Origin of the sequence: Roseateles sp. So40a, from assembly GCF_048081605.1 — a bacterium.
Lineage (GTDB): Bacteria > Pseudomonadota > Gammaproteobacteria > Burkholderiales > Burkholderiaceae_C > Roseateles.
In genome coordinates, this window is sequence record NZ_CP182288.1 from 1,688,672 (window position 1) to 1,712,781 (window position 24,110).

Below are 24,110 nucleotides of genomic sequence, written 5' to 3' on the forward strand. Positions count from 1 at the left end.
ACCATGTGCGGAATCAGCGGACTCTTCGACACCCGGGGGCGGCGCGACTTCGACGGCGCGCTGATGCATCGCATCAACGACTCGCTGCACCACCGCGGGCCGGACGAGGGCTCCATCCACCTGCAGCCCGGCCTGGCTTTCGGCCACCGGCGCCTGTCCATCATCGACATCGCCACGGGCCAGCAGCCGCTGTTCAACGCGGACCATTCGGTGGGCATCGTCTTCAACGGCGAGATCTACAACTACCGCGAGCTCACCGACGAGCTGATCGCGCTGGGGTATCAGTTCCAGACCAAGAGCGACACCGAGGCCATCGTGCACGCCTGGTCGGCGTGGGGCGAGAACTGCGTGAACAAGCTGCGCGGCATGTTCGCCTTCGTCCTATGGGACAAGGCGCGTGACCAGCTCTTCATGGCGCGTGACCGGCTCGGCGTGAAGCCGATGTTCTACGCGCTGCTGGACGACGGCACGCTGGTCTTCGGCTCCGAGCTGAAGGCGCTGCTGGCGCATCCGGCGATGAAGCGCGACATCGTGCCGCAGGCGGTGGAGGAGTACTTCGCGCTGGGCTACGTCGCCGAGCCGCGCACCATCTTCCGCCAGGCGCTGAAGCTGCCGCCGGCGCACACGCTCGTCATCAAGCGCGGCGAGCCGCTGGGCCAGCCGCGCCGCTACTGGGACGTGAACTTCACGACCGACAACAAGATCGACGAGCTGCAGGCGCAGGAGGAACTCACGCGCCGGCTGCGCGAGTCGGTCAAGCTGCGCCTGATCTCGGAAGTGCCGCTGGGCGCCTTCCTGTCGGGCGGCGTGGACTCGAGCGCCGTTGTCGCGATGATGGCCGGCGAGACCAACGGCCCGGTGAAGACCTGCTCGATCGCGTTCGACGACCCGCAGTACAACGAGTCCGAGTTCGCGCAGATGGTCGCGGACCGCTACCAGACCGAGCACCACGTCGAGACCGTCCAGAGCGACGACTTCGACCTGATCGACACGCTGGCGCGTCTGTACGACGAGCCCTATGCCGACAGCTCCGCGATCCCGACCTACCGTGTCTGCCAGCTCGCGCGCAAGCACGTGACGGTGGCGCTGTCGGGCGACGGCGGCGATGAGAGCTTCGGCGGCTACCGCCGCTACAAGCTGCACATGATGGAGGAGCGCATGCGCGCCAGCCTGCCGCTGGGGCTGCGCAAGCCGCTGTTCGGCACGCTGGGCAAGCTCTACCCGAAGGCAGACTGGGCGCCGCGCGTGTTCCGCGCCAAGACGACCTTCCAGGCGCTCGCGCGCAACTCGGTCGAGGCCTACTTCCACACGATGTCCGTGATCCGCGACAACGAACGCATGCCGCTGTACAGCGCGCGTTTCAAGTCGGAGCTCGGCGGCTACAACGCGCGTGAGCTCTTCCTGCAGCACGCCGAGCGGGCCAACACCGACGATCCGCTGGCGCTGATCCAGTACATCGACCTGCAGACCTACCTGGTCGGCGACATCAACACCAAGGTCGACCGCGCGTCGATGGCGCATTCGCTGGAGGTGCGCGAGCCGCTGATGGACCACCCGCTGGTCGAGTGGCTGGCCACGCTGCCGTCCCACCTGAAGCTGCGCGGCGGCGAGGGCAAGTACCTGTTCAAGAAGACGCTGGAACCGCATCTGCCCAACGACGTGCTGTACCGGCCCAAGATGGGCTTCGCGGTGCCGCTGAACCGCTGGTTCCGCGGCCCGCTGCGCCAGCGCGTGCGCGGCGCGCTGCTGGGCGGCCCGCTGGCCGATTCCGGCATGTTCGACTTGAAGGCCGTGGGCCAGATGGTCGAGCAGCATGAGAACGGCAGCCGCGATCACAGCACGCCGCTGTGGACGCTGCTGATGTACGACGCGTTCCTGCGGAATGTGATGGGTGCGTCGTCGATGCGCGAGGCCGCGTGAGCGTTGAGCGGACTCCACGGATGAAGATCCTATATCACCATCGCACCGCGTCCAAGGACGGGCAGGCGGTCCACATCGAGGAGATGATCGGCTCGCTGCGCGCGCTCGGCCATGAGGTGCGCGTGGTCGCGCCGGGCGGCGAGTCGGCGCCGGAAGAGAAGTCGAAGATGGGCGACGACGCGGGCTGGGTGCATCGCCTGCGCGCCAAGCTGCCCAAGGCCGTGTACGAGCTGCTGGAGCTGGCGTACTCGCTGGTGGCCTACCGTCGACTGGCCGCCGCGGCGCGGGACTTCCAGCCCGACCTGATCTACGAGCGCTACAACCTCTACCTGCTCAGCGGGCTGATGCTCAAGCGCCGGCTGGGCGTGCCGCTGCTGCTGGAGGTCAACGCGCCGCTGGTGGACGAGCGCGCGAAGTTCGGCGGCCTGGCGCTGCCGCGCGTGGCCCGCTGGGCCGAGGACAAGGTCTGGCGCGGCGCCGACGCGGTGCTGCCGGTGACGCAGGTGCTGGGATCGATGATCGCCGCGCGCGGCGTGCCCGCCGAGCGCATGGTCGTCATCCCCAACGGCATCAACGAGGCGCACTTCGACGAGGCCCCGACCCCCGAGGCCGCGAAGCGGGCGCTGGGCTGGGACGACGCGCTGGTGCTGGGCTTCACCGGTTTCGTGCGCGACTGGCATGGCATGGACAAGGTGATCCGCTGGATGGCCACCGAGGCCGCGCCCGCCAACGCGCGGCTGCTGGTGGTCGGCGACGGGCCCGAGCGGGACAACCTCGAGCGGCTCGCCGCGGAGCTGGCCCTGGGCGAGCGCGTGCGTTTCACCGGCGTCGTCTCGCGCGACGCGGTGCCTGCCCACGTGGCCGCCTTCGACATCGCGCTGCAACCCGCGGTGGTGGCGTATGCGTCGCCGCTCAAGCTCTTCGAATACCTGGCGCTGGGCAAGGCCATCGTCGCGCCGAGCACGCCCAACATCGAGGAAGTGCTGGACCACGACGGCAACGCGTTGCTGTTCGACCCGGCCGAGCCGGGGGCGCTGGAGATCCAGCTGGCGCGGCTGAGCGCGGACGCCGCGCTGCGCCGCCGGCTGGGCGAGGGCGCGCGCGCGACCATCGGCCGCCTGCACCTGACCTGGCACGGCAACGCGCGTCGCGTGGTCGCGCTGGGCCAGGCGCTGCGCAACGGGCAGGGCGCCCGCGCGGCGCCGGCTTCCGACGCGAAGGCCTGAGCGATGCTGAAGCTGCTGACCTTCTCGACGCTGTATCCGAGCGCGGTGATGCCCAGCCACGGCATCTTCGTGGAGACGCGCCTGCGCCACCTCGTGGCCTCGGTCCAGGCGCAGTCGCGCGTGATCGCGCCGGTGCCCTGGTTCCCGCTCAAGGGCGAGCGTTTCGGCGAGTACGGCAAGTTCGCCGCCACGCCCAGGCGCGAGACGCGCCACGGGCTGGACATCGCGCATCCGCGCTTCCTGCGCCTGCCCAAGGTGGGCATGAGCAGCGCGCCCTACACGCTGGCCTGGACCTTCCTGCGCGAGGCGCGCCGGCTGCAGGCCAGCGGCTACGACTTCGACCTGATCGACGCGCACTACTTCTATCCCGACGGCGTGGCCGCGGTGATGGTGGCGCGCGCGCTCGGCAAGCCCGTGGTGATCACCGCGCGCGGCACCGACATCAACCTGATTCCGCAGTACGCGTTCCCGCGCAAGCTGATCCTGCGCGCGGCCGGGCAGGCCGACGCGATGATCACCGTGTGCGAGGCGCTCAAGGACGAGCTCGTCGCGCTGGGCGCCGACGCGGCCAAGGTGACCGCGCTGCGCAACGGCGTGGACCTGTCGCTGTTCCATCCGGGCGGACGCGACGAGGCGCGCACCGCCCTGCAGCTCGCGCCCGGGCGCTTCACGCTGGCCTCGGTGGGCCACCTGATCGAGCGCAAGGGCCATGAACTCGTGATCGGCGCGCTGGCCGAGCTGCCCGACGTGGACCTGCTGATCGCCGGCGCCGGACCGGAGGAGGGCGCGTTGCGCCGCCTGGCGGAGTCGCTGGGCGTGGCATCGCGCGTGCGTTTCCTGGGCGCGCTGCCGCAGCCGCGGCTGCGCGAGGTCTACACCGGCGTCGACGCGCTGGTGCTGGCCTCGAGCCGCGAGGGCTGGGCCAATGTGCTGCTGGAGGCGATGGCCTGCGGCACGCCGGTCGCGGCGTCCAATGTCTGGGGCACGCCCGAGGTGGTGGCCCGTCCCGAGGCCGGCGAGCTGATGCCCGAGCGCACCGCCGCCGGCGTGGCCGAGGCGGTGCGCCGGCTGCGGCAGTCGCCGCGCGAGCGCGCGGACACGCGGCGCTATGCCGAGCTCTTCAGCTGGGATGCGACGACGCAGGGCCAGCTCGATCTCTTCCATCGCATCCTGGCCGCGCGTCGGTCGCCGGAGTTGCGCCATGCGTGACCTGCTGCTGCTGGGCCTGTTCCTGGCCCTGATCTACAAGACCTTCAAGGACCCGATGTGGGGCGTGCTGGGCTGGGTGTGGATGGGGGTGATGAACCCGCATCGCCTGGCCTACGGCTTCGCGCGCGAGGCGCCCTGGTCGATGGTGATCGCGCTGGTGCTGTTCACCACGCTGCTGATCCATCGCGACAAGCTGGTGAAGTTCCCCGTCAACGCGGTGACCATCCTGCTCGGGATCTGGATCGTGTGGATCGGGGTCTCGCCGCTGCTGTTCTCGTTCTATCCGGACAAGGAGATGCACTTCTGGTCGCGCGCGTTCAAGGTGCTGCTGATGGTGCTGGTGTCGCTGCTCGTGGTGAAGCGGCGGCGCGACCTGGACTGGCTGGTGCTGGTGCTGGTGATCTCGATCGGCTATTACGGCATCAAGGGTGGCGTGTTCACGGTGCTCTCGGGCGGCTCGGCGCGGGTGTGGGGACCGGAGGGCTCGTTCATCGAGGACAACAACTCGCTGGCGCTGGCCACCATCATGACGGTGCCGCTGATCCGCTACCTGCAGCTGCAGTCGACGAAGAAGTGGCAGCGCTGGCTCGCGGGTGGCGCGATGCTGCTGTGCATGGCCTCGGCGGTGGGGTCGCAGTCGCGCGGCGCGTTCCTGGCGATCATCGCGATGTCGTTCTTCATGTGGATGAAGAGCCGCAACAAGCTGCCGCTGGCGATGGTGGTGCTGCTGGCGCTGCCGCTGATCTTCATGTTCATGCCCGACAGCTGGTCGGACCGCATGAACACGATCAAGACCTACGACCAGGACGCGTCGGCGCTGGGGCGGATCAACGCCTGGCACATGGCCTGGCGGCTGGCGACCGATTTGTTCCCCTTCGGCGGCGGCTTCACGGTGGCCGGTCCGGCGGTGTTCGCGCGTTACGCGCCGGATCCGTCGATTCCGCTGACCGCGCACAGCATCTACTTCCAGGCGATGGGCGAGCACGGCTTCTTCGGCCTGTTCGTCTTCATCGGGATCTTCTTCACGACCTGGCGCCTGGCCAGCGCGACGATCCAGGCCAGCAAGGGGCTGCCCGAGCTGCAATGGGCGCGCGACCTCGCGGCGATGTGCCAGGTGGGCCTGATCGGGTATGCGACGGGCGGGGCCTTCCTGAGCCTGGTGTATTTCGACTTGCCGTACTACCTGGTGCTGATCGTCGTGGTGGTGAATCGGATCGTGGCGGCGGAGATGACCGAGCGCAAGCAGGCCGCGATCGCCGCGGGCAAGGCACCGCGCGACGTGCATTCGCCGTACTGGGGAGGTGCGTGATGCTGGCCTCGCTGAGCCTGCTGGGCTGGCCGCGCGGCGCGCCGGCGCTGAGCATCCTGATCTATCACCGCGTGCTGCCGTCGCCCGACGCGCTGCGTCCGGGCGAGATTGACGCGGCGCGTTTCGAGGCGCAGGTGGCCTTCCTGGCTCGGCACTTCACGCTGATGACGGTGGGCGACGCGGCGGCCGCGCTGCGCGAGGGCCGCCTGCCCGCGCGCGCGGCCTGCATCACCTTCGATGACGGCTACGCGGACAACTGGACCGTCGCGCATCCGATCCTGGCGCGGCACGGCGTGCGCGCGACGGTGTTCGTCGCGACCGGTTTTCTCAATGGCGGCCGCATGTTCAGCGACACCGTCATCGAATTCGTGCGGCGCGTGCCGGGGCCGGTGCTGGACCTGAGCGCGGTGGACATGGGCACGCATGCGGTGGCGACCGTCGAGGACCGCTTGACGGCCGTGACCGCGCTGCAGGTGCAGCTGAAGTACCTGGCACCGGCGGAGCGCGACGCGCAGGTGGCGCGGATGCTGGCCGCGGTGCCGGTGTCCGGGCTGCCCGAGGACCTGATGCTCTCGGATGCGCAACTGCGCGAGCTCGCGCAGGCGGGGCACGAGATCGGTGGTCACACGGTGGACCACACGGTGCTGACGACGCTCACGCCCGAGGGCGCGCGGGAGCAGGTGGCGCGGGGGCGGGACCAACTCGCCGCGCTGCTGGGCCGGCCGATCCGCAGCTTCGCGTATCCGAACGGCCGTCCGGTGCGCGACTACGACGCGGGTCACGCGGCGATGCTGCGCGAGCTGGGTTTCGAAGCCGCCGTGAGCACCTCGCCCGGCGTGGCGCTGCCCGGTGCCGACCTGTTCCAGCTGCCGCGCTACACGCCCTGGGGCGACTCGATGACGATGTTCGCCGCCCGCATGATGCGCAACGCACGCATGCGCCGGCCGTTCGCGGTGGTGTGAGGCGGCCTGCCGCATCCGGCGAAAGACGGGCACGACCTTGGGCGGATCCTTGCGACTTCCCGGCGCGTTCGTTGTGATCCATCAAGGTCGCGGTGGTGTTCGTGGGTCTTGCCCAACGACTCGCCCCGCTTCGGGCCGGTGGCTTCTCAGCGAGGTCTGAACCCGGACCAAGAATGGGTGGCTTGGAGGTTCTCATGCTTCAAGCACCCATCCCGTCTTTCCAACGTTTTGCCCATCAGGTCGAGGTGTACGCGCGCGTCGCGGAACACGCGCCCCTGTTCCCACGGCCTGCATTGGCCGCGGCCACGGTCCAGGACTTGCTGTCTGTGGCACGGAGCAGGGGTCTGCTGCTCACAGGCGGCAGGTTCACCGGCAAGAGCACGTTCTTGCGCCACGACCTCCTGCCGCTCCTGCGCTCGGATCCCTCTCTGTATCCGATCGTCATCGACTTCATGGCCCACGAGGAGGCGGAGCCTGGCGCCGTCATCCTGCAGACGCTGTGCGCGGAACTGCAGTCCCAGGACGGCGTTGTCCGGCGGACGGCCAGGAAGCTGGGCCTGACCGGGCTCAGCCTCGGCGGCATGCAGATGAGTCCGGTGCAGGCGGAAGCCGACGACTTCAAAGGGGTGCTCAAGATGTTGCGCGCACTCTCCGCGAAAACGGGGCGCCGGCTGATCTTGCTGCTGGATGAGGTCCAACGGACGCAGACCTCGGACCACGGCCGACGGGTGCTGCTCAGCCTGGCGCGCTCGGTCAACAGCCTCAACGTCGACGCGCGTCCGGGTCCCCGCATCCTGGCCACGGGCTCGCACGCTCACAAGCTTCGGAAGATGACCTTCGGCAAGGAGGACGCCTTCCACGGCGCGACCGTGCGCGCGCTCCCGCCATTGGGCGGCGATTACCTGCAGTGGCTGCACGCCCAGGTCCCGGTGCGCGGGCGGCCGTCGTCAGGCCTGATGGCATCCGCGTTTGACCGGCTTCTGCACCGGCCGCGGGACCTCATCTCGGTGTGTCAGGTGCTCGCCAGCTACGACGGCAATCCCCAGCATGTCATCGACCGAATGTTTCATCTGCTCGTCGAAGAGTGCGCGGATGACGGCAAGACCGAATTTTTGCTTCACCTGCGTGACCTGCCGGATCTGCCCCTGGCGCTCTCGCGTGTGATGGCCGAGGCGGGCCCGGAGTTCGCACCTTTCCAGCTCTGGTGCAAGCGGCTGACTGCCGCGCTGGTGCAGGCGAGGCGGAAACTGCCGGCGCCGCCGGAGTTCACGGAAGGGGAGATCAGCGATGCGCTCAACGTGCTCGTGGCGCGCGGCCTGATCTGGCGAGGACTTGGTTTCGTCTTCGAGCACGCCCGCTTCCAACGCTGGATCCTGTCCCTGGATCCTGCCGTCGAGTTCGGGTTGGCCGCCCCGGGCGGGCAACCCGTGTCGGCGCTGCTCAGCGTCGCGAGCGAGCAGGGGGCACCGAGACTCGTCTCCTGATCGAGACGTCGAGCGCGGACGCGCTCACACCCGATAGTTCGGCCGCCTGCCGCGGAGCCACTGCTCCAGCATCATGAGGATCCACACCATCTCGCCGTAGTAGCCGGGGTGTTCCGGCAGGCGATGGCTGAGCAGGCTCTGGATGAAGTCCGGGCGCACGATGCCGCGCGTCGCCAGACTGCCCAGCGAATCGGTCGCCAGCGCGCGCAGGCCGTCGTCGCGCGTCGCCCACACGCCGAAGGGCAGACCGAAGCCCTGCTTCTTCTTCACGATGATCTCGTCGGGCAGGAACCCGCGCAGCGCCTCCTTGAAGAACCAGCGCAGCTTCAGCCCCTTGAGCTTGTAATCCGCCGGCAGCCGCTGCGAGAACGCCAGCAGCTCGTCGTCCAGCATCGGGAAGCCCACCGAGGTCCCCGCCAGCGCCGTCGTGCCCACGACCTTGGGCAGGTCCGTGTCGGCCAGCGTGTAGCGCCAGTCGAAAGCCAGCATGCGGTCCACCAGCTGCCCGGTCTTCACCGTGTTCCACACCTGGCGCTGCTGCTTCTGCGGCCCCAGCGGATCCACGCGGCGCAGGAAGTCCATCTCCAGCACCTCGCCCATGCCCAGCCGCGTCAGCAGGTTGTAGCTCTGCAGCCGGTCCGGCATCGGCACGCGCGCCTGATCGATGTAGCTCGCGCCCTTCTTGAGCAGCGGCAGCTTGCCGATGGGCGAGCCGAACACCGGCTGCAGCACGAAGTCGCGCAGCGGCGCGGGCACCTCGCCGTACCACGAGAACACCGTCTGCTTCGCATAACGCGTGTTGCCGCCGAAGAGCTCATCCCCGCCGTCGCCCGCCAGCAGGTGACGCACGCCGTTGTCGTGGGCGCGGCGCGCGCAGTAATACGCCGGCAGCGCCGAGCTGTTGCCGAAAGGCTGGTCGTAATGCGTGGCGACCTTGGCGATGCCGTCCACCAGGTCCTTGGGCGTCACGTAGTACTCGTGATGCCGGCAGCCGAAGTGCTTCGCGGCGATGCGCGCGAACGCCATCTCGTCGTAACCCTCGGCCTCGAAACCGATCGAGTAGGTGTCCGCCGCTCGGCCCGCGACGCGGCTCAGCATGCCCGCGACGGTGGAGCTGTCCGTGCCGCCGCTCAGGAAACACGCGGCATCGCCGCCGTGCATCGACCGCTGCACCGAGCGCTCCAGGATCTGCTTGAACTCGTCCTTCAGGTCCTCCAGCCGCGGCGCGGGATCGGCGCGGAAGGTCGGCACCCAGTACGGCATCACGCGCAGCTCGCCGCGCTCGAAGATCGCCACATGCCCCGGCGGCAGCCGGAAGATGTTGCGGAACACCGTCCGCGGCGACGGGATCACGTGGAAGTACAGGTAGTCGAAGAGCGCTTGCGGATCGAGGTCGGCGTCGTCGCCCGCGAGGTCGTCCGCGCGCGTGGCGAAGCGCAGCTCCTGACCGACGATGCGGTAGCACAGCGGCTCGATGCCGAAGCGGTCCGTGGCCATCACCACGCGGCCGCTCGGCTGGCGCCAGGCCACCGAGAAGCGCCCGCCGACCTGCGCCAGCGCCGGCACCGGATCGCTCGCCGACAGCAGCGTCTGCCAGGCAGCCTCGCGCTGCGCGGGGGACGTGTCGGTGCCCAGGCCCGGCGAGCCCGGGAACGCGGGCTGGCCCGTGGAGAGGAAGGAGGCGGTGCTCATGCTCATCGTCATGGTCATTGTTCTTGGTGTCCCTGAAGGCGATCCGGAAGGGGGAGCCAGTGCGCGCCGCGCGTCAGGCACGCGTCGCGGTGACGGCGGATGCGCGGCAGTTCGGGCAGCACGCGCAGCACGGCCGCCCATCCCGCGACGGCCTCCACCCAGTTGAAATACACGAACAGCTGCTGCGCCGACTGCAGCGTCTGCCCCGCCAGCGCGTACCAGGCGTTGCGGCCGAAACGGCCCTCGGGGCGCTTGATGTCGTTGACGACGATCGAGCGCAGCCGCGAGCGCCGCTTGCGCAGCAACTGCGACGAGGACATCGACGAGGCCGGCGCGTGGAAGCCGCGCAGGTGGCGGAAGCGGGCCGCCGGCACGAGCGCGATGCCGAAGCCGTGATGGCGCGCGCGGGCGCACAGGTCGTCGTCCTCGCAGTACAGGAAGAACAGCGGATCGAAACCGCCGACCTGCTCGAGGAACTCGCGCGTGAACAGCCACGCGGCGGCCGGCAGCGCATGCGCGCGGTAGTGGCCGGCGATCGCGTGGCCCATCACCGCGTCGGTGAGGTAGGCCGTCGCGTGCGGCGCGACGTAGTAGCGCAGGAAGGTCGGGTCCATCGCGGCGCCGTCGCCGCCCAGTTGCAGCGGGCACAGGATGCCCAGCGCGGGATCGGCCGCGGCCTCGCGCGACAGGTGCTCGAGGCAGTCCGGCGCGAGCACCGTGTCCTGGTTCAGGATGAAGACCTGCTGCGCGCCATCGGCCAGCGCGCGCGCGATGCCGATGTTGTTGGCGCGGCCGAAGCCCAGGTTCTCGTCCTGTGGCAGCAGCGTCACCTCGGGGAAACCGGCGACGATCGCGCGCGTGTCGTCCGAGGACGCGTTGTCCACGACGATCACCCGCATCGGCACCGTGCTCTCGCGCAGCGCGCGCAGGCAGTCCGCCATCCACGGTCCGCCGTTGAAGCTGACGATGACGCAGGCGACCGAAGGCTTGGACGTGTCGACGCTCATGAGGCCACCCGTTTCGTCATGCGTTGACGCAGGCCGTGGAACGCGCGGGAGAGTTCGATCGCCAGCGGATGGTGCAGGCCCTGCGCGGTGATCACCAGGCCCGCCAGCCCGGCCGCGCCGGTCGTGAGCAGGTTCACCAGCAGTGGCCAGTCGTAGTGATGCCCCGCCTGCGCCATCAGCGCCTGCGGCCCGATCGAGCCCGCCGCCACCAGCGCGCTCTTCAGGCTGGGACCGAGCAGCGTGCGCGTGGACGCGCCCAGCAGCGTGCGCATGTAGTAGACGTAGAGCGACAGCGCCACCAGGTGGCTCACCACCCACGACGCGGCCAGCGTCTCGAGGTTGAAGCGCGACGCGATCACCAGCACCACCAGGTGGACCGGGCTGTAGATCAGGTTGATGCGCAGCCGCTTGGACACGTTGCCCGTGGCGTTGAGCAGGTTGGGGCCGAAGCTGTAGAGGTAGGTCGGCATGATGGCCAGCGCCAGCAGGCTGCAGATCGGCGCCGCGGCGTCCCACTGCGGCCCGAGCAGCAGCCGCATGATGTCGTGGGACATCAGCGCCACGTAGCCGAAGAAGGGCCAGGCGATGGCCGTCATCAGCGCGGTGCTCTGCGCGTAGGTCACCGACAGGTCGGTGCCCGAGCGGTGCTGGTCGGCGAAGACCGGCGTGGCCACGCGCAGCACGGCCGAGGTGACATTCGAATAGAACATCTCCAGCAGCCCCAGCGCGCGGCTGAACAGGCCCACCGAGGTCAGCCCGAAGCTGCGCGCGATGATGAACTCATGGGCGTTGCGGGTGAAGGTCTCCAGCAGCCGGCTCAGCACGAAGTACGAGCCGTAGCCGAAGACATGCCGCATGCCCTTGAAGCTGGGCATCAGCAGCGTGCCCGGCGAGCGCATGACCAGCAGCAGCAGCGCCTGGAACGCGGTGTTGGCCACGCTGGCCCAGGCCAGGCTGCGGAAGCCGAAGCCGTTCATCGCCAGGATCACGCCGGTGCCCGCATGCACGAAGCTCGACGAGAACTGGATGACGAAGATGCGGCGGAACTGCAGGTTGCGGTTGAGCAGCGCGAACGCCGGCGACGCGAACGGCAGGATCGCGAAGTTCAGCGCGAGGATGCCGATCACCTCGACGACCGCGGGCTCCTTCAGGTAGACCGCCAGCGGATGGCGCGCGAGCATCGCGATCGCGCCCACGCCCCAGCCGATCACGATCGCGCCGGCATACGCCGCGCGCAGCTTCTCGTCGTCGAGCTGCTTCTCCTGGATCAGGTACTCGCTGATGCCGAAGTCCCGCAGCACGGTGGCGATCGTGACGAAGGCCGCGCACACCGAGAACACGCCGATCTCCTGCGGCGTGAGCAGCCGCGCCAGCAGCATCGTCGAGGCCAGCGTGACGACCAGGCTGGCGTAGCGTTCCGCGAAGGACCAGATCAGGGCCCCGCGCACCTTGCCGCTCATGCGCGCTCCTTCATGCGGGCGCGCTCCCGGAGCGGCGGAACAGCTTCTCGCCCAGCACGCGGAAGGGCACCGCGGCGGCGTAGAGCACGAAGGTCGGATCGAAGCGCGCGATGTCGCGCACGAGCTTGAAGTTGATCGGCTTGCCGTGGCGCACGCGGTGCAGCAGGTCGCGCATGACGTCCTGCTGCAGGTTGCGGATGGTGCGCTGGTTGTTGCGGTGCTGCGTGTCGGTCAGCGTGTAGAAGCGCGGCACCGAGGTCCACACGAACAGCTCGTTGCGCATGCGGTGCAGCGATCGCTCCGTGCCCCAGCCCGCGCCCTGGTAAATGTTGATGCCCTCGCCGTTGTTGCAGTCGACCTCGGTGGAGAAGCAGAAGGTCGCGCCGCCGGCGCCCAGGTCCATCCAGAAGAAGAAGTCCTGGCCGTTGAAGAACTCCTCGCGGAATCGCAGCGCCGGGAAGCGGTCGAAGCGGTAGACCACGGTGGAGGTCTGGATCAGCCCGCCGCCGTCGCTCAGGATGTGCTCCAGCGGGGACACGCCCAGATCGAAGCCCGGCGGTTGCGCGCTGATCTCGGTGTGCGGCTTGTTCAGCGTGCCGATGCGCTGGAAGTTGGTCTGGTCCGGATGGTTGAAGGACCACCAGTCGGCGAAGTAGCCGTCGAAGCGATCGCCCATCACGGCCAGCGCGTTCTCCAGGTGCTGCGGGCGCCAGTCGTCGTCCGAGTCCAGGAAGGCCACGAAGGTCGTGCCCGCGGGCACCAGGTCCAGCGCCTTGTTGCGCGCGGAGCCCGCGCCGCCGTTGGCCTTGCGGTGCACGGTGAGCTGCGCGCGGGGGAACTCGGGATGGGCGTCGATCTCGGACTGCGCGGACACGGGCGACTCGTCGTCGACGACGATGACGTGGAGGCGGTCGGCGATCGTCTGCGCGAAGCACGAGGCCAGCGCCTTGGGCAGCAGCCCCGGCTGGCGCTGGAAGTGCGGGATGACGACGGCGATCAGCGGCGGGGACGGGTTCATTGGGAAGCTCCCTGGATATCGGCTTGCGGCCGTGTGAGGCCGGCATCGGGTGAGGGGGCGGGTTCCGTTTTGTCGTTGCCCTTCAGCAGACGCTTGAGTGCGGGCAGCCAGGCCCAGCGGAACAGCGTGGCGTGATAGACCGGGCGGGCGTTCTCGGTCCAGCGGGTGTGCCACTCCATGACCTTGCCGTAGAACTCGATGCGGCGCAGCGGGCCGCCGGCAGCCGCCGCCTCGAACAGCTGGTGGAACTGCAACTGCCGCATCAGCGTGGACGGCGACACGGCCTTGTGGGCCTCGTCGTAGGCGGTCTTGAGAATCACGATCTTGCCGCCGGACTCGATGCACAGGTCCATGGCAACGACCGCGTCGTCGAACCAGTACTGGTAGATCCGCGCGCGGCCCTTGCGCGCGAAGCCCTCGAGCATCGCCCGGTAGAACTCGTACTGCGGGTGTCCGGGCGCGATGGCCGTGCCTTCCTGGCCCTTCCAGCCGCTGGCTTCCAGCCGCCCGTAATGGGTCAGCGCGGTCGCGACGTCCTCGGGCGCGGTCAGGCATTCGAGCCGCGTGGCGGTGCCGGCGGTCTCCAGCTTCTTGGCCTGCTTGCGCAGGTTCTGGCGCAGGTTCTTGCCGCGCGCTTCCCAGTAGGTGTCGAAGTCGCCGCTGAGCTCGACCCACGCGGTGTCGATGTAGGCCTGGCCGAACCAGCGCGCGTCGTCAGCCGCGCGCGGGTGGAAGAGGCTGTCGATCTGCGTCAGCCCCAGTGCCAGCGCGGGCAGCGGCAGCGCGCGCAGCAGGCCCTGGGCGAGCGGCTCCAGCGGCTCGCCGGCCGCGCTCAGCCAGGCGCCCAGCGGCAGCTGCGACGGTTGGAAGGTCGCCCACTGGCCCTTGCCGACCGGCGTCACGATCGCCGCGGCGCTGGGCGCGCGCGGATCGCCGCGCAGCGCCAGGCGCTCCTTGCCGGAACCGAACACGTCCAGCAGCGGCGCCAGGAAGGCGCTTTCCAGGAAGGGCAGCGGCGTGACGCGGGCCTGCAGCGCGTCCCACGCGGCGGCGTGCGGGGCGAAGGCGGCGGCGCCGGGCAGCGGGACGAGGGTCCAGCGCGTGGCGCCGGGAGAGGAACTCGGGGTCGTCGACATCATGGGCGAGCCTCGGCGGTAGGCATTCGGGGGGCGCAGGCCTCGTCGAGCACGCGGGCGAGCTCGCCGGTGCGGGACTCGCGCGAGGCGGCGGCGATGGCCGGCGGCGCGGGCAGCGCGGCACGGTCGTGGAACAGGTCGTCGAGGAAACGGTCGAGCGCCAGCGCCACGCCGGGGCCGTCCTCCAGCGCGGCACCGTGCGGCAGGCCGGCGCGGCGCATCAGCTGCGCGGTGTCGCCGGCCGGATCGGCCAGCGTCAGCACCGGGCGCCGCGCGCGCAGGTATTCATAGGCCTTGGCGGGGATCTGGTCGTTGCAGTCGTTGGACTGCAGCAGCAAGAGCGCATCGGCGCGCAGCATCTCCGCCAGCGCGTCGGCGTAGGGCAGCAGCGGGGCGAGCTCGATGAGCTCGCTCACGCCGTGGCGGGCCGCCAGATCGCGCACGAAATCGTCGTGGCCGCTGGCGCGGAAACGCAGCCGCAGGCGCGACGCGTCGACGCGGCCCTCGGCCTTCGCCGCGGCCAGCGCCTCGAACAGCCGCACCGGGCTGCGCCAGTCGGGATAGACGATGCCGCTGTGCACGACCACGCGTGGACCGCGCGGGTTGGCTCCGCGAGCGGACTCGGCCGAGCGCCCGAGTCCTGCCTCCGCTTGCCGGAAGGCGTCCTCGCTGTAGCCGTTCTCGATCACGCGGATGCGCTCGGCGGCCTCGGGGAAGCGCTTCGCGTAGAGCCGGGCCGCGCCGGGCGTCGTGAAGGTGAAACGCGCGGCGCGCGAGAACACCTGGCGCTCGATCGCCGCGTAGCGCTGCCACAGCGCCGGATCGGCCGGATAGCCGTCATGCGCCATCGGATCGCGGAAGTCCGCGACCCAGGGCAGCCCGCTCAGGCGCGAGAGCCAGTAGGCGATGACATGCGCGGTGGGAATGGGATAGCTGCTCCAGATCGCATCGGGCCGCTCGGCACGGATCATCGCCAGCCCGGCGGGCAAGGCGCCCAGCAGCCAGCTCTTCCAGCGATCAGGACTGGCGAGGAAGCCGGGATACCGCCCGCCCACCGACAGGTGGCGCGCGGCGTCCAGCGCGAAGGCGCGGCGCACGTTCAGCCCGGGCGGGATCTCGCCGATCAGGTCCTCGCCGGTGTGCGCGTGCACGCGCGGATGCGCGGTCAGCACGCTGGGCGTCCAGCCCGCGGCGGGCAGCTGCTGCGCGAAGCGCAGGGCGCGCTGCACGCCGCTGGTCCCCGCCATCGGCGGGAACTGGAAGGACACCATGAGCACGCGCTTCATCCTGGGCCTCAGGGGGCGGACGGCGCGGTCGGCGCCGAGGATGCGGCGGGCGTGATGTACAGCCGCTCGATCTGCGCCACGATGCGCTGCAAGTCGGCATCGCTCAGGTCCTGGTGGCAGGCCAGCTGCAGCACGTGGTGCGACCAGGACTTGCCCGAATCGCCCGGCAGCGCGGGCACGCCCGGCCACAGCCGGTCCCAGCGCGACACCGGCACGCCCAGCTTGCGCATCTCCAGGTAGCCCGGATCGGGCGAGCGCACCCACAGCGGGAACACGTAGGGCGCGCAGTCCGCGGGCAGCTCGGGCAGCAGCGGCCGCACGCCGTCGCGCCCGCTGAACGCGGCGGTGAAGAAGCTGTAGTTGCGGCGGCGCGCCTCGACGATGCGCCGGCGCGGCACCCGCGTGGAGATCCAGCCGCTGGCGCTGGTGAGCGCGCGGTGCGACAGCGGCAGGTCGATCAGCGCCATGTTGGCGTCGATCTCGGCGTCCTCGTCCAGGTCGCCGTGGCGGCTGGGCACCGGCGCGGGACCCTTCGGTCCACCGCGCAGCATGCCGCGCAGCGCGCTCTTGAGCGTGAACGCGCCGCGGATCAGCGCGTTGAGCCCTGTCAGCCGGTCGTGGCTGGCGCCCATGTGCAGGATGTCCGAGGCGGCCTTGACCTGCTCGATCGAGGAGGCCGGCGTCAGCGCGGGCAGGCGCAGGCCGTCGCGGTTGAGCGCCAGCACGCCGCCCTCGGGCGTGGGGAAGAACTTGGTCAGGCTGGCGATGGCGACATCGCCCCAGCTGCCGATCGCGCGCGAGCCGGCACGGCCGAACATCGCGTGCGCGCAGTCCTCGATCAACGCGATGCCGCGCGCGTCGCACCAGGCGCGCACCGGCTCCATCGGCTGGGGCAGCCCGAAGAAATGCGGCACCAGCAGCGCCTTGGTCCGCGGCGGCACGTTCGCCGAGAGCCAGTCCAGGCGCGGCGCGCCGTGGTCGTCGATCGGATAGAAGACCGCGTCGGCGCCCAGCGTCATGACCGGCGAGACCATCGTCGGGCAGTGATAGGTGGGCAGCAGGACGATGTCGCCGGGGCCCACGGCCAGGCATTCCAGCGCCAGCAGGATGGCCGCGCGGCCGCTCGTGGTGAGCACCTGGCGCGGATGCGCGAGCAGCGTCGGCACCGCCGCCTCCTGCGGACCGGAGAAGGTGTTCCAGCCGACGACGGGCAGTCGCGGCGCGGGCAGGCGCGAGGCGCTCACGGCTTGGCGGGCGCGGAGGCCGCGGGGGACGCCGGGGTCGAGGACGCGGGCGCGGACGTGGCCGGGGCAGCGGGGGCCGAGGCTCCGCTGGCCGGTGCTTCCGGCGGCGTGGCGCCGGGCTGCGAGGCGGCCTCGTCCTCGGCGCTCCAGCGCCGCGCGGCGATCAGGCGCTGCTTGAGTCCGGGCTGCAGCATGCCGGCCGCGTAGGCCTTGCGCGCGTACTCGACGGCGGTGTCCATGTCGTTCATGTCCAGCGCGACCATGCCCAGGTTGTACTGGCTGAATGGATTCGTCGGCGACAGCTTCTTGGCGTCGTCCAGCGCCTTGCGCGCCGCGTCCATGCGGTTGGAGTCCTTCAGGTACACGACGAAGAGCAGCCGCACGACGATGTCGTCGGGCACGAAGCGGATCGCGCGGTTGAAGTAGCAGGGCACCGAGTAACGCGCATCGGGCGCGTGCTCGGTCTTGTACTTGGAGGCCAGTCGCACCATCGCCACCAGCGCGCGGTGGTGGTTGGGGAAGGCGCGCAGCGTGTAGTCGAACTCGCGCCCGGGCGTGCCGGCGGCGCAATAGACCATCGCCTCGCAGGTCTCCAGGAAGTGCGCGCTCTCGACGAGGAACAGGTTGGAACTCGTCCCGGTGCGCGGATCCTTCTCCGGCGCGTCCTTGTACTCGCGGTAGTCGTAGGGGCCGAAATTGTTCTCCAGCGGCCCGCAGCCGCCGGCGGTCTGGGCGATGGCCAGCGTGGCGCTCAGCGCGCAGGCGGACAGCAGCGCGGCGCGGCCGGCGTGGGCCAGCGACCGGGCGAGCCGGGCAGGGCGTCGATTCGTCATCATGGTGTGGGGCTCCCTCCAGCCGCGACGCCGCGCGCGAAGGCGGCGGTGAGTTGCTCGACCCGCGCGCGCCAGGCGGCGGTCGAGAACGTGTGGTCCGCTTCCGGCAGGTCCTCGCGGCGCAGGCCGGGGCGGTCCAGCAGGCCGCGCCAGGCCGCGCCGCCGTCGCGGCAGCGGTCCAGGAATTCCTTGGCGACGTAATCGTCGCCCGACAGCACCAGCAGCACCGGGCCGGCAAAAGCCCGCAGGCCATCGGCCATCTGCTCGGTGTAATGACGAGTGTCGTGACGGGTGTCGTGACGGGTGTTGCGGGCTGCGCCGTCCGGGCCGGCGGAACCCCCGGACGCCGTCGCCCGGCTCTGCGCCAGCTTGCCCAGCAGCTCGCGCACGGCCGAGAGGCCGACCCGGCCGCTCAGCAGCTTGCGCCAGAACGCGGGCTGGCGCAGCCGCTCTAGGTAGTAGTGACGGACCTGCGTGCGGGCCAGGCTGGCCTCGGTGCGCACCCACGGATTGGCCAGGCACAGGCCGGCCACGCGGGCGTCGCGCTGGCGATGGACATAGAGCAGCGCGGCCGAGGCCGCGTCGCACAGGCCCCAGAGCACGACGCGCTTCAACTCGGGGCGCTCGCGCGTCCAGGCGTCCAGCGCGGCGGCGATGTCGGCGTCGACCTGCTCGAACCCGCGCTGATCGCCGCCGGCGTCGCCCATGCCGCGGTAGTCCAGGCGCAGGCAGGGCACGCCCGAGGCGGCCAGGGCCCGGCCCAGCAAGGTGAATTGACGGTGACTCCCGACCCGGTACTGCGGGCCGCCGACGATGAGCAGCACGCCCATATCGCTGGAGAGCGCGGTGGCCGAGGCCGGCTCGCTCAACAGGCCGACCAGCGGCGTGCCGTCGCAGTCGATGCGCAGCACGCTGTCGCGATGCAGGGGAGCAGCGAGGGCGCTCATGCCGGCACGGCCTCCGCGGTGATCGTCGCGAAGTCGTCCCGCGCGGCGAGCGCGGCCAGGCTGGCCTCGATCAGGCGCGGGGCTTCCTCGATCTCGGTGGCGGCCCAGAAGGACGGGCCCTGGCACACGGCGGCGCGCACGGCCGCGCCCTGCGCGGTCCAGGCCTGGGCGGCCATCGTGGCGGCGGGCGTCAGGGCCGCGTCCTCGCGGGTCGACAGCTCCAGCCAGGCCACGCGGGACACCCGCGCGGTCGGCGTCAGCCTGGCGGCTTCCAGGCCGTCGGCCAGCGCCGGGGCCAGCGCGTAACCGGCAATCTCCACCGACTCGCCGCGGGCGAGCTGGTCGCGCATCGCCTGCACGGCGCCCTTGGCCTGGCCGCCAATCAGGTCCGCGGCCACGCGCAGCCGCATGAACTGCTGCAGCTGCAGCTTGCCGGTGGCGATCGGCTGCCACAGCAGCAGATGTACCGGACGGTCCGGCGCGGCGGCGCTCGCGGCCTCGATGCCGGCATTGGCCAGCAGCGCGCCCGCGCGCAGGCCCCACAACCACAGCGGCACGGGCTGGCCGTCCGGGCCGGGCCGGGTGCGTTCATTCAGCCAATTGACCGCCAGGCGGACATCGTCCTGCCAGTCGGCCCAGGTGGCGTCGCCGAAATCGCCGCTGCTGTCGCCGCAGCCGAGCAGGTCCAGCGTCAGCACCTCCAGCCCGGCGGCGGCGAAGGCGCGCGCGGCCAGGGCCGTCATGCGGCGGGACTTGTTCATCTCCTCCGCGAAGGGCGGCAGCAGCAGGACCTGGCCGAGCGCGGGCGCGCCGTCCGGGTCATGGAAAGCCGGGGAATGGACGCACAGCCGCTGGCCGCGCGCGCCGGTCTCCAGGAAGAAGGGGGTGTCGGCGGCGGCCATGGCGTCAGGGCGCGGCAGTCCCGGCGCCGGTCAGGCGGCGAGCTTGCCGTTCACGAAATCCAGCAGGGCGCCGACCGTGGCGAAGGTGGCGCCGTCGATCTCGTCGTCGTCGACGACGATGCCGAACTGTTCCTCCAGCGCGGTGATCAGGCTGACGACCGCCATCGAGTCGAGCTCGGGGATGGCGCCGAGCAGCGCGGTGTCGACGGTGAAGTCCTTGGCGCGGCCTTCCAGGCTCAGGACGTCGTCGAGGATGGCGAGCAGGTGTTGTTGGGTGTTCATGATCGGGGCGGATCTTAACTGTGGCCCTCTGGAGCCGCCCCCGGAGCGCCCCCCCATCCCAAGGGGATCTCCGCAGGAACGTGAGGTACTGCCGCCAAGGTGCGTGAGATACTTTTTTCGACCCCGTACAGTGACGACACCGTGACCGCAACCGCCACCGACAGCCACCTGCTCCCGCACCTGATCTGGCACAGCGCCGATCGCGATCCGGCCGCACCCGCGCTGCGCGACGGCGCGCGGACGCTGGATTACGCCGAACTCGCCGCGCAGGTGCGCGCGCTGGCCGGCGGGCTGCTGTCGCTGGGCCTGCAGCGCGCCGAGCGCGTGGGCATCTACCTGGACAAGCGCCTGGAGACCGTCGTGGCGAGCTTCGCCGCGCCCGCCGCCGGCGGCGTCTTCGTGCCGATCAACCCGATCCTCAAGCCCGAGCAGGTCGGTTTCATCGCGCGTGACTGCGAGGTCCGCGTCCTGATCACCTCCCGCGACCGCTACGCGGCGCTGCAGCCGGTGCTGGCGCAATGCCCGTCGGTGCGGCATGTGGTGCTGGTGGACGCCGCCGCCGACGGCGCGCCCGCGGGCACCGTCCGCTACAGCGACCTGCTGGACGCGCCGGCCCCGGCCGCCCACCGCGTCATCGACACCGACATGGTGGCCATCCTCTACACCTCGGGCTCCACGGGGCGGCCCAAGGGCGTGGTGCTGTCGCACCGCAACATGGTGGCCGGCGCCAAGAGCGTGGCCAGCTACCTGGGCAACCGGCCCTCGGACCGGCTGCTGGCGGCGCTGCCGCTGTCCTTCGACGCGGGATTCAGCCAGCTGACGACGGCCTTCCATGCCGGCGCGTCGGTGACGCTGCTGAACTATCTGATGCCGCGCGACGTGCTCAAGGCGCTGGCGCGGGACCGCATCACCGGGCTGACCGCCGTGCCGCCGCTGTACATCCAGCTGACGCAGCAGGACTGGCCCGCCGAGATCAATGAGCACCTGCGCTACTTCGCCAACACCGGCGGCCGCATGCCGCGCGAGACGCTGGGCCTGCTGCGCCAGCGCGTGCCCGCGGCGCAGCCTTTCCTGATGTACGGCCTGACCGAGGCCTTCCGCTCGACCTACCTGCCGCCGGAGGAGGTCGACCGCCGGCCCGATTCGATCGGCAAGGCCATTCCCAACGCCGAGATCCTGGTGCTGCGCGAGGACGGCACGCCCTGCGCGCCCGACGAGCCCGGAGAACTGGTGCACCGCGGCGCGCTGGTCGGCCTGGGCTACTGGAACGACGCCGAGAAGACGGCCGAGCGCTACAAGCTGCTGCCCGCCGGTGTGGGCGGCCGCGAGGCCGGCCTGCAGTTGCCCGAGTACGCCGTTTTCTCCGGCGACAACGTGCGCATGGACGCCGAGGGCTTCCTGTACTTCATCGGGCGGCGCGACGAGATGATCAAGACCTCGGGCTACCGGGTCAGCCCGACCGAGGTCGAGGAGATCCTGTACGCGACGCAGCTGGTGGGCGAGTGCGTCGCCTTCGGCGTCGACCATCCGGCCATCGGCCAGGCGATCCAGGTGATCGCCACGCCGCCGGTGGGCGCCGCGTCGGTGGACACGGCCGCGCTGCTCGCGGCGTGCAAGCAGCGCATGCCCGCCTACATGATTCCTTCCGGCATCCAGGAGATGGCCGGCCCGCTGCCGCGCAACCCCAACGGCAAGATCGACCGCAAGCTGCTGAGCACCGACTGGGTGGCGCGGCAGGAAGCCCAGTGAATCCCGTGAGCTCCGACGACAAGACCTCCCCCCCCACGACCTCAGCCCCGGCCAAGGCCGCCCCGCAACATGTGCCGATGGACCAGTTCGGCGCGCGCGACGGCGTGCTGCAGATCGGCGGTCAGCCGCTGACCCGCCTGGCCGACCGCGTCGGCCGCACGCCGTTCTACGCCTACGACCGCGCGCTGCTGACCCGCCGCGTGGCGGAGTTGCGCGCGGCGATGCCGGAGAAGCTCGAGCTGCACTTCGCGATGAAGGCCAATCCGATGCCGGCGGTGGTCGCGCATCTGGCCACGCTGGTGGAGGGCATCGACGTGGCCTCGGCCGGCGAGCTGCAGGTGGCGCTGGACGCCGGCGCCGATCCGCGCGAGATCAGCTTCGCCGGGCCGGGCAAGAGCGCGCTGGAGCTCAAGCAGGCGCTGGCCGCGGGCATCCTGATCAACCTCGAGTCCTTCCGCGAGGTCGAGCTGCTGCGCGCGCTGTGCGCCGAGACCGGTTACGCCGCGCGCGTGGCGGTGCGCGTCAATCCGGACTTCGAGCTCAAGTCCTCCGGCATGAAGATGGGCGGCGGGCCCAAGCAGTTCGGCGTCGATGCCGAGCAGGTGCCCGAGCTGCTGGCGCGCATCGGCGAGGCGGGCCTGGGCTTCGAGGGCTTCCATCTCTTCGCCGGCTCGCAGAACCTCAAGCCCGAGGCGATCGTCGAGGCGCAGCTCAAGAGCTTCGAACTCGCGCTGCGCCTGGCCGCGCACGCCCCCGCGCCGGTGAAGGTGCTGAACCTCGGTGGCGGTTTCGGCATCCCGTATTTCCCGGGCGAGCAGCGCCTGGACCTGGGCCCCATCGGCGAGAACCTGGCCGCGCTGATCGAGCGCGCCGCGGTCGAGCTGCCGCAGGCGAAGATCGTCGTGGAGCTGGGGCGCTATCTGGTCGGCGAGGCCGGTGTGTACGTCTGCCGCGTGGTGGATCGCAAGGTCTCGCGCGGGCAGGTGTTCCTGGTCACCGACGGCGGGTTGCACCACCACCTCGCGGCATCGGGCAACTTCGGCCAGGTGATCCGCAAGAACTATCCGGTGGCCATCGGCAATCGGATGGGCGCAGAGGTCGAGGCCGGGGTCTCGGTGGTGGGGCCGCTGTGCACGCCGCTGGACCTGCTGGGCGAGCGCATGAGCCTGGCGCATGCCGAGCCCGGCGACCTGGTGGTCGTGTTCCAGTCCGGCGCCTACGGCATCACCGCGAGTCCGCAGGGCTTCCTGAGCCATCCGGCGGCGTCGGAGGTCCTGGTGTGAGCCAGACCCCGCGCCTGGCGCAGCTCGATGCCCTGCGCGGCATCGCGGCGCTGGCGGTGGTGCTGTTCCATTACACGACGCGCTACGACCAGCTCTTCGGTCACGCGCAGGCGCCGGCGGTGGCGTTCCCGCACGGTTGGCTGGGCGTGAACCTGTTCTTCATGATCAGCGGCTTCGTCATCTTCATGACGCTGGAGCGCACCGCGCGGCCGATGGATTTCGTGGTGTCGCGCTTCAGCCGGCTCTATCCGGCGTACTGGGGCGCGATCGTGCTGACCTTCGCGCTGACGCACGCGATCGGGTTGCCCGGCAAGACGGTGGGCTGGGACGTGCTGGCCGTCAACGTGACGATGGTGCAGGGCTTCTTCGGCGTGCCGCACGTGGACGGCGTGTACTGGACGCTGGAGGTCGAGCTGCTGTTCTACGCCTGGGCGCTGCTGAGCTTCCGGCTGGCCGGCGCGGCAGGGCTGCGCCATTTCCTTTTCGCCTGCCTGGCCTTGCGGCTGGTGTACGCCGCGGCGCTGGCGTTCTGGGGCGTCAACCTGCCGTGGATGGGCCAGCGCTGGCTGCTGCTGCCCTACATCTGCTGGTTCGCGCTGGGCGTGACGATCTATCGGTTGAGCCGGCCGGGTGGGGCGGCGTCGTCCTCGCGCTGGGACGTCGCTCTCGCCGTCGCGGCGCTGGGCGTGATGGGCGTGTGCGACGGCTGGGACCTGGCGGCGCTGGCGGCGGTCTTCTACGCGGTGCTGTACGGCGCGGCCAAGGGCCGCTGGACCTGGCTGGAGCACCCGGTGCTGCTGTGGCTGGGAGCGATCTCGTACACGCTGTACCTGCTGCACGAGAACATCGGCTGGGCGGTGCTGCGCCGGCTCGAGAGCTGGGGTGTGGAAGTGCACCTGGCCATCGCGCTGACCATGGCCCTGGCGGCCGCGCTGGCGCACGCGCTGACGCACTTCGTGGAGCAGCCGGCCATGCGCTGGATCCGCGACCGTTACCGCGCCCGGCGTCCGAACGGCCCCCTCGCCCGCGCAGCGGGAGAGGGCGGGGGGTGAGGGCTCGGGGAAGGACTCCGTGCCCTCACGCGAGCCCTCACCCCAACCCCTCTCCCGCTTCGCGGGCGAGGGGCTCTCCAAGGACCTTCGAGGACAATGCGCGCCATTC

The 24,110-nt window shown here is 70.6% G+C and carries 20 protein-coding genes; 9 read left to right on the plus strand and 11 right to left on the minus strand.

Annotated elements, in window-relative coordinates; genetic code table 11:
• The first annotated feature begins 3 nt into the window (after positions 1 to 3).
• From ACNI65_RS07840 to ACNI65_RS07865, 6 genes are all read left to right on the plus strand, one after another.
• Positions 4 to 1,920 (plus strand): XrtA/PEP-CTERM system amidotransferase, encoded by a 1,917-nt coding sequence (locus tag ACNI65_RS07840; RefSeq protein WP_416762229.1) that lies wholly within the window; start codon positions 4 to 6, stop codon positions 1,918 to 1,920.
• 20 nt (positions 1,921 to 1,940) lie between these two features.
• Entirely contained in the window at positions 1,941 to 3,146 is a 1,206-nt protein-coding gene (locus ACNI65_RS07845; RefSeq protein WP_416762230.1) for a glycosyltransferase family 4 protein, read from the plus strand.
• Positions 3,147 to 3,152: 6 nt separating this feature from the next.
• Entirely contained in the window at positions 3,153 to 4,355 is a 1,203-nt protein-coding gene (locus tag ACNI65_RS07850) for a glycosyltransferase family 4 protein (protein WP_416763588.1), read from the plus strand.
• Positions 4,348 to 5,664 (plus strand): putative O-glycosylation ligase, exosortase A system-associated, encoded by a 1,317-nt coding sequence (locus tag ACNI65_RS07855; protein WP_416762231.1) that lies wholly within the window; start codon positions 4,348 to 4,350, stop codon positions 5,662 to 5,664. Before ACNI65_RS07850 ends, ACNI65_RS07855 begins: the two co-directional genes overlap by 8 nt.
• The gene (locus tag ACNI65_RS07860; RefSeq protein ID WP_416762232.1) at positions 5,664 to 6,626 is read left to right on the plus strand and encodes a polysaccharide deacetylase family protein; all 963 of its coding nucleotides are present in this window, start codon (positions 5,664 to 5,666) and stop codon (positions 6,624 to 6,626) included. The genes ACNI65_RS07855 and ACNI65_RS07860 overlap by 1 nt, the downstream gene beginning before the upstream one ends.
• A gap of 194 nt (positions 6,627 to 6,820) precedes the next feature.
• Entirely contained in the window at positions 6,821 to 8,110 is a 1,290-nt protein-coding gene (locus ACNI65_RS07865; protein WP_416762233.1) for a hypothetical protein, read from the plus strand.
• A 24-nt stretch (positions 8,111 to 8,134) separates the two neighbouring features.
• Here the strand turns inward: ACNI65_RS07865 and ACNI65_RS07870 are convergent, their stop codons facing one another.
• The 11 genes from ACNI65_RS07870 to ACNI65_RS07920 are packed head-to-tail and all read right to left on the minus strand — an operon-like array spanning position 8,135 to position 19,917.
• On the minus strand, positions 8,135 to 9,802 hold the full coding sequence (locus ACNI65_RS07870; protein ID WP_416762234.1) for an asparagine synthetase B family protein: 1,668 nt from the start codon (positions 9,800 to 9,802) through the stop codon (positions 8,135 to 8,137).
• A gap of 14 nt (positions 9,803 to 9,816) precedes the next feature.
• Entirely contained in the window at positions 9,817 to 10,809 is a 993-nt protein-coding gene (locus tag ACNI65_RS07875; protein ID WP_416762235.1) for a glycosyltransferase family 2 protein, read from the minus strand.
• Positions 10,806 to 12,269: a lipopolysaccharide biosynthesis protein gene (locus ACNI65_RS07880; protein ID WP_416762236.1), complete on the minus strand. Its 1,464-nt coding sequence runs from the start codon at positions 12,267 to 12,269 to the stop codon at positions 10,806 to 10,808. Before ACNI65_RS07880 ends, ACNI65_RS07875 begins: the two co-directional genes overlap by 4 nt.
• Positions 12,270 to 12,279: 10 nt before the next feature.
• A complete protein-coding gene (locus ACNI65_RS07885) occupies positions 12,280 to 13,287 on the minus strand; it encodes a glycosyltransferase family 2 protein (RefSeq protein ID WP_416762237.1) in 1,008 nt (335 codons plus the stop codon).
• The gene (locus ACNI65_RS07890) at positions 13,284 to 14,426 is read right to left on the minus strand and encodes a GNAT family N-acetyltransferase (RefSeq protein ID WP_416762238.1); all 1,143 of its coding nucleotides are present in this window, start codon (positions 14,424 to 14,426) and stop codon (positions 13,284 to 13,286) included. The genes ACNI65_RS07885 and ACNI65_RS07890 overlap by 4 nt, the downstream gene beginning before the upstream one ends.
• Positions 14,423 to 15,709, minus strand: a complete 1,287-nt coding sequence (locus ACNI65_RS07895) for a glycosyltransferase (RefSeq protein ID WP_416762239.1) — start codon at positions 15,707 to 15,709, stop codon at positions 14,423 to 14,425. Before ACNI65_RS07895 ends, ACNI65_RS07890 begins: the two co-directional genes overlap by 4 nt.
• Positions 15,710 to 15,717: 8 nt before the next feature.
• Complete coding sequence (locus ACNI65_RS07900) at positions 15,718 to 16,953, minus strand: DegT/DnrJ/EryC1/StrS family aminotransferase (RefSeq protein ID WP_416762240.1); 1,236 nt, start codon at positions 16,951 to 16,953, stop codon at positions 15,718 to 15,720.
• Positions 16,950 to 17,789 (minus strand): tetratricopeptide repeat protein, encoded by an 840-nt coding sequence (locus ACNI65_RS07905; RefSeq protein ID WP_416762241.1) that lies wholly within the window; start codon positions 17,787 to 17,789, stop codon positions 16,950 to 16,952. Before ACNI65_RS07905 ends, ACNI65_RS07900 begins: the two co-directional genes overlap by 4 nt.
• A complete protein-coding gene (locus ACNI65_RS07910) occupies positions 17,786 to 18,733 on the minus strand; it encodes a hydrolase 1, exosortase A system-associated (RefSeq protein WP_416762243.1) in 948 nt (315 codons plus the stop codon). Before ACNI65_RS07910 ends, ACNI65_RS07905 begins: the two co-directional genes overlap by 4 nt.
• A complete protein-coding gene (locus tag ACNI65_RS07915; RefSeq protein ID WP_416762244.1) occupies positions 18,730 to 19,635 on the minus strand; it encodes a hydrolase 2, exosortase A system-associated in 906 nt (301 codons plus the stop codon). Before ACNI65_RS07915 ends, ACNI65_RS07910 begins: the two co-directional genes overlap by 4 nt.
• A gap of 30 nt (positions 19,636 to 19,665) precedes the next feature.
• Positions 19,666 to 19,917, minus strand: coding sequence for an acyl carrier protein (locus ACNI65_RS07920; RefSeq protein WP_088382204.1), 252 nt, complete (start codon positions 19,915 to 19,917; stop codon positions 19,666 to 19,668).
• Positions 19,918 to 20,058: 141 nt separating this feature from the next.
• Here ACNI65_RS07920 and ACNI65_RS07925 point away from each other — a divergent pair, with 141 nt between their 5' ends.
• The 3 genes from ACNI65_RS07925 (at position 20,059) to ACNI65_RS07935 (ending at position 24,001) form a co-directional block, all read left to right on the plus strand.
• On the plus strand, positions 20,059 to 21,666 hold the full coding sequence (locus ACNI65_RS07925; RefSeq protein ID WP_416762245.1) for an acyl-CoA ligase (AMP-forming), exosortase A system-associated: 1,608 nt from the start codon (positions 20,059 to 20,061) through the stop codon (positions 21,664 to 21,666).
• Between the two features lie 77 nt (positions 21,667 to 21,743).
• Positions 21,744 to 22,949 (plus strand): pyridoxal-dependent decarboxylase, exosortase A system-associated, encoded by a 1,206-nt coding sequence (locus ACNI65_RS07930; RefSeq protein ID WP_416763589.1) that lies wholly within the window; start codon positions 21,744 to 21,746, stop codon positions 22,947 to 22,949.
• Positions 22,946 to 24,001, plus strand: a complete 1,056-nt coding sequence (locus tag ACNI65_RS07935) for an acyltransferase family protein (protein ID WP_416762246.1) — start codon at positions 22,946 to 22,948, stop codon at positions 23,999 to 24,001. Before ACNI65_RS07930 ends, ACNI65_RS07935 begins: the two co-directional genes overlap by 4 nt.
• Positions 24,002 to 24,110 lie beyond the last annotated feature (109 nt).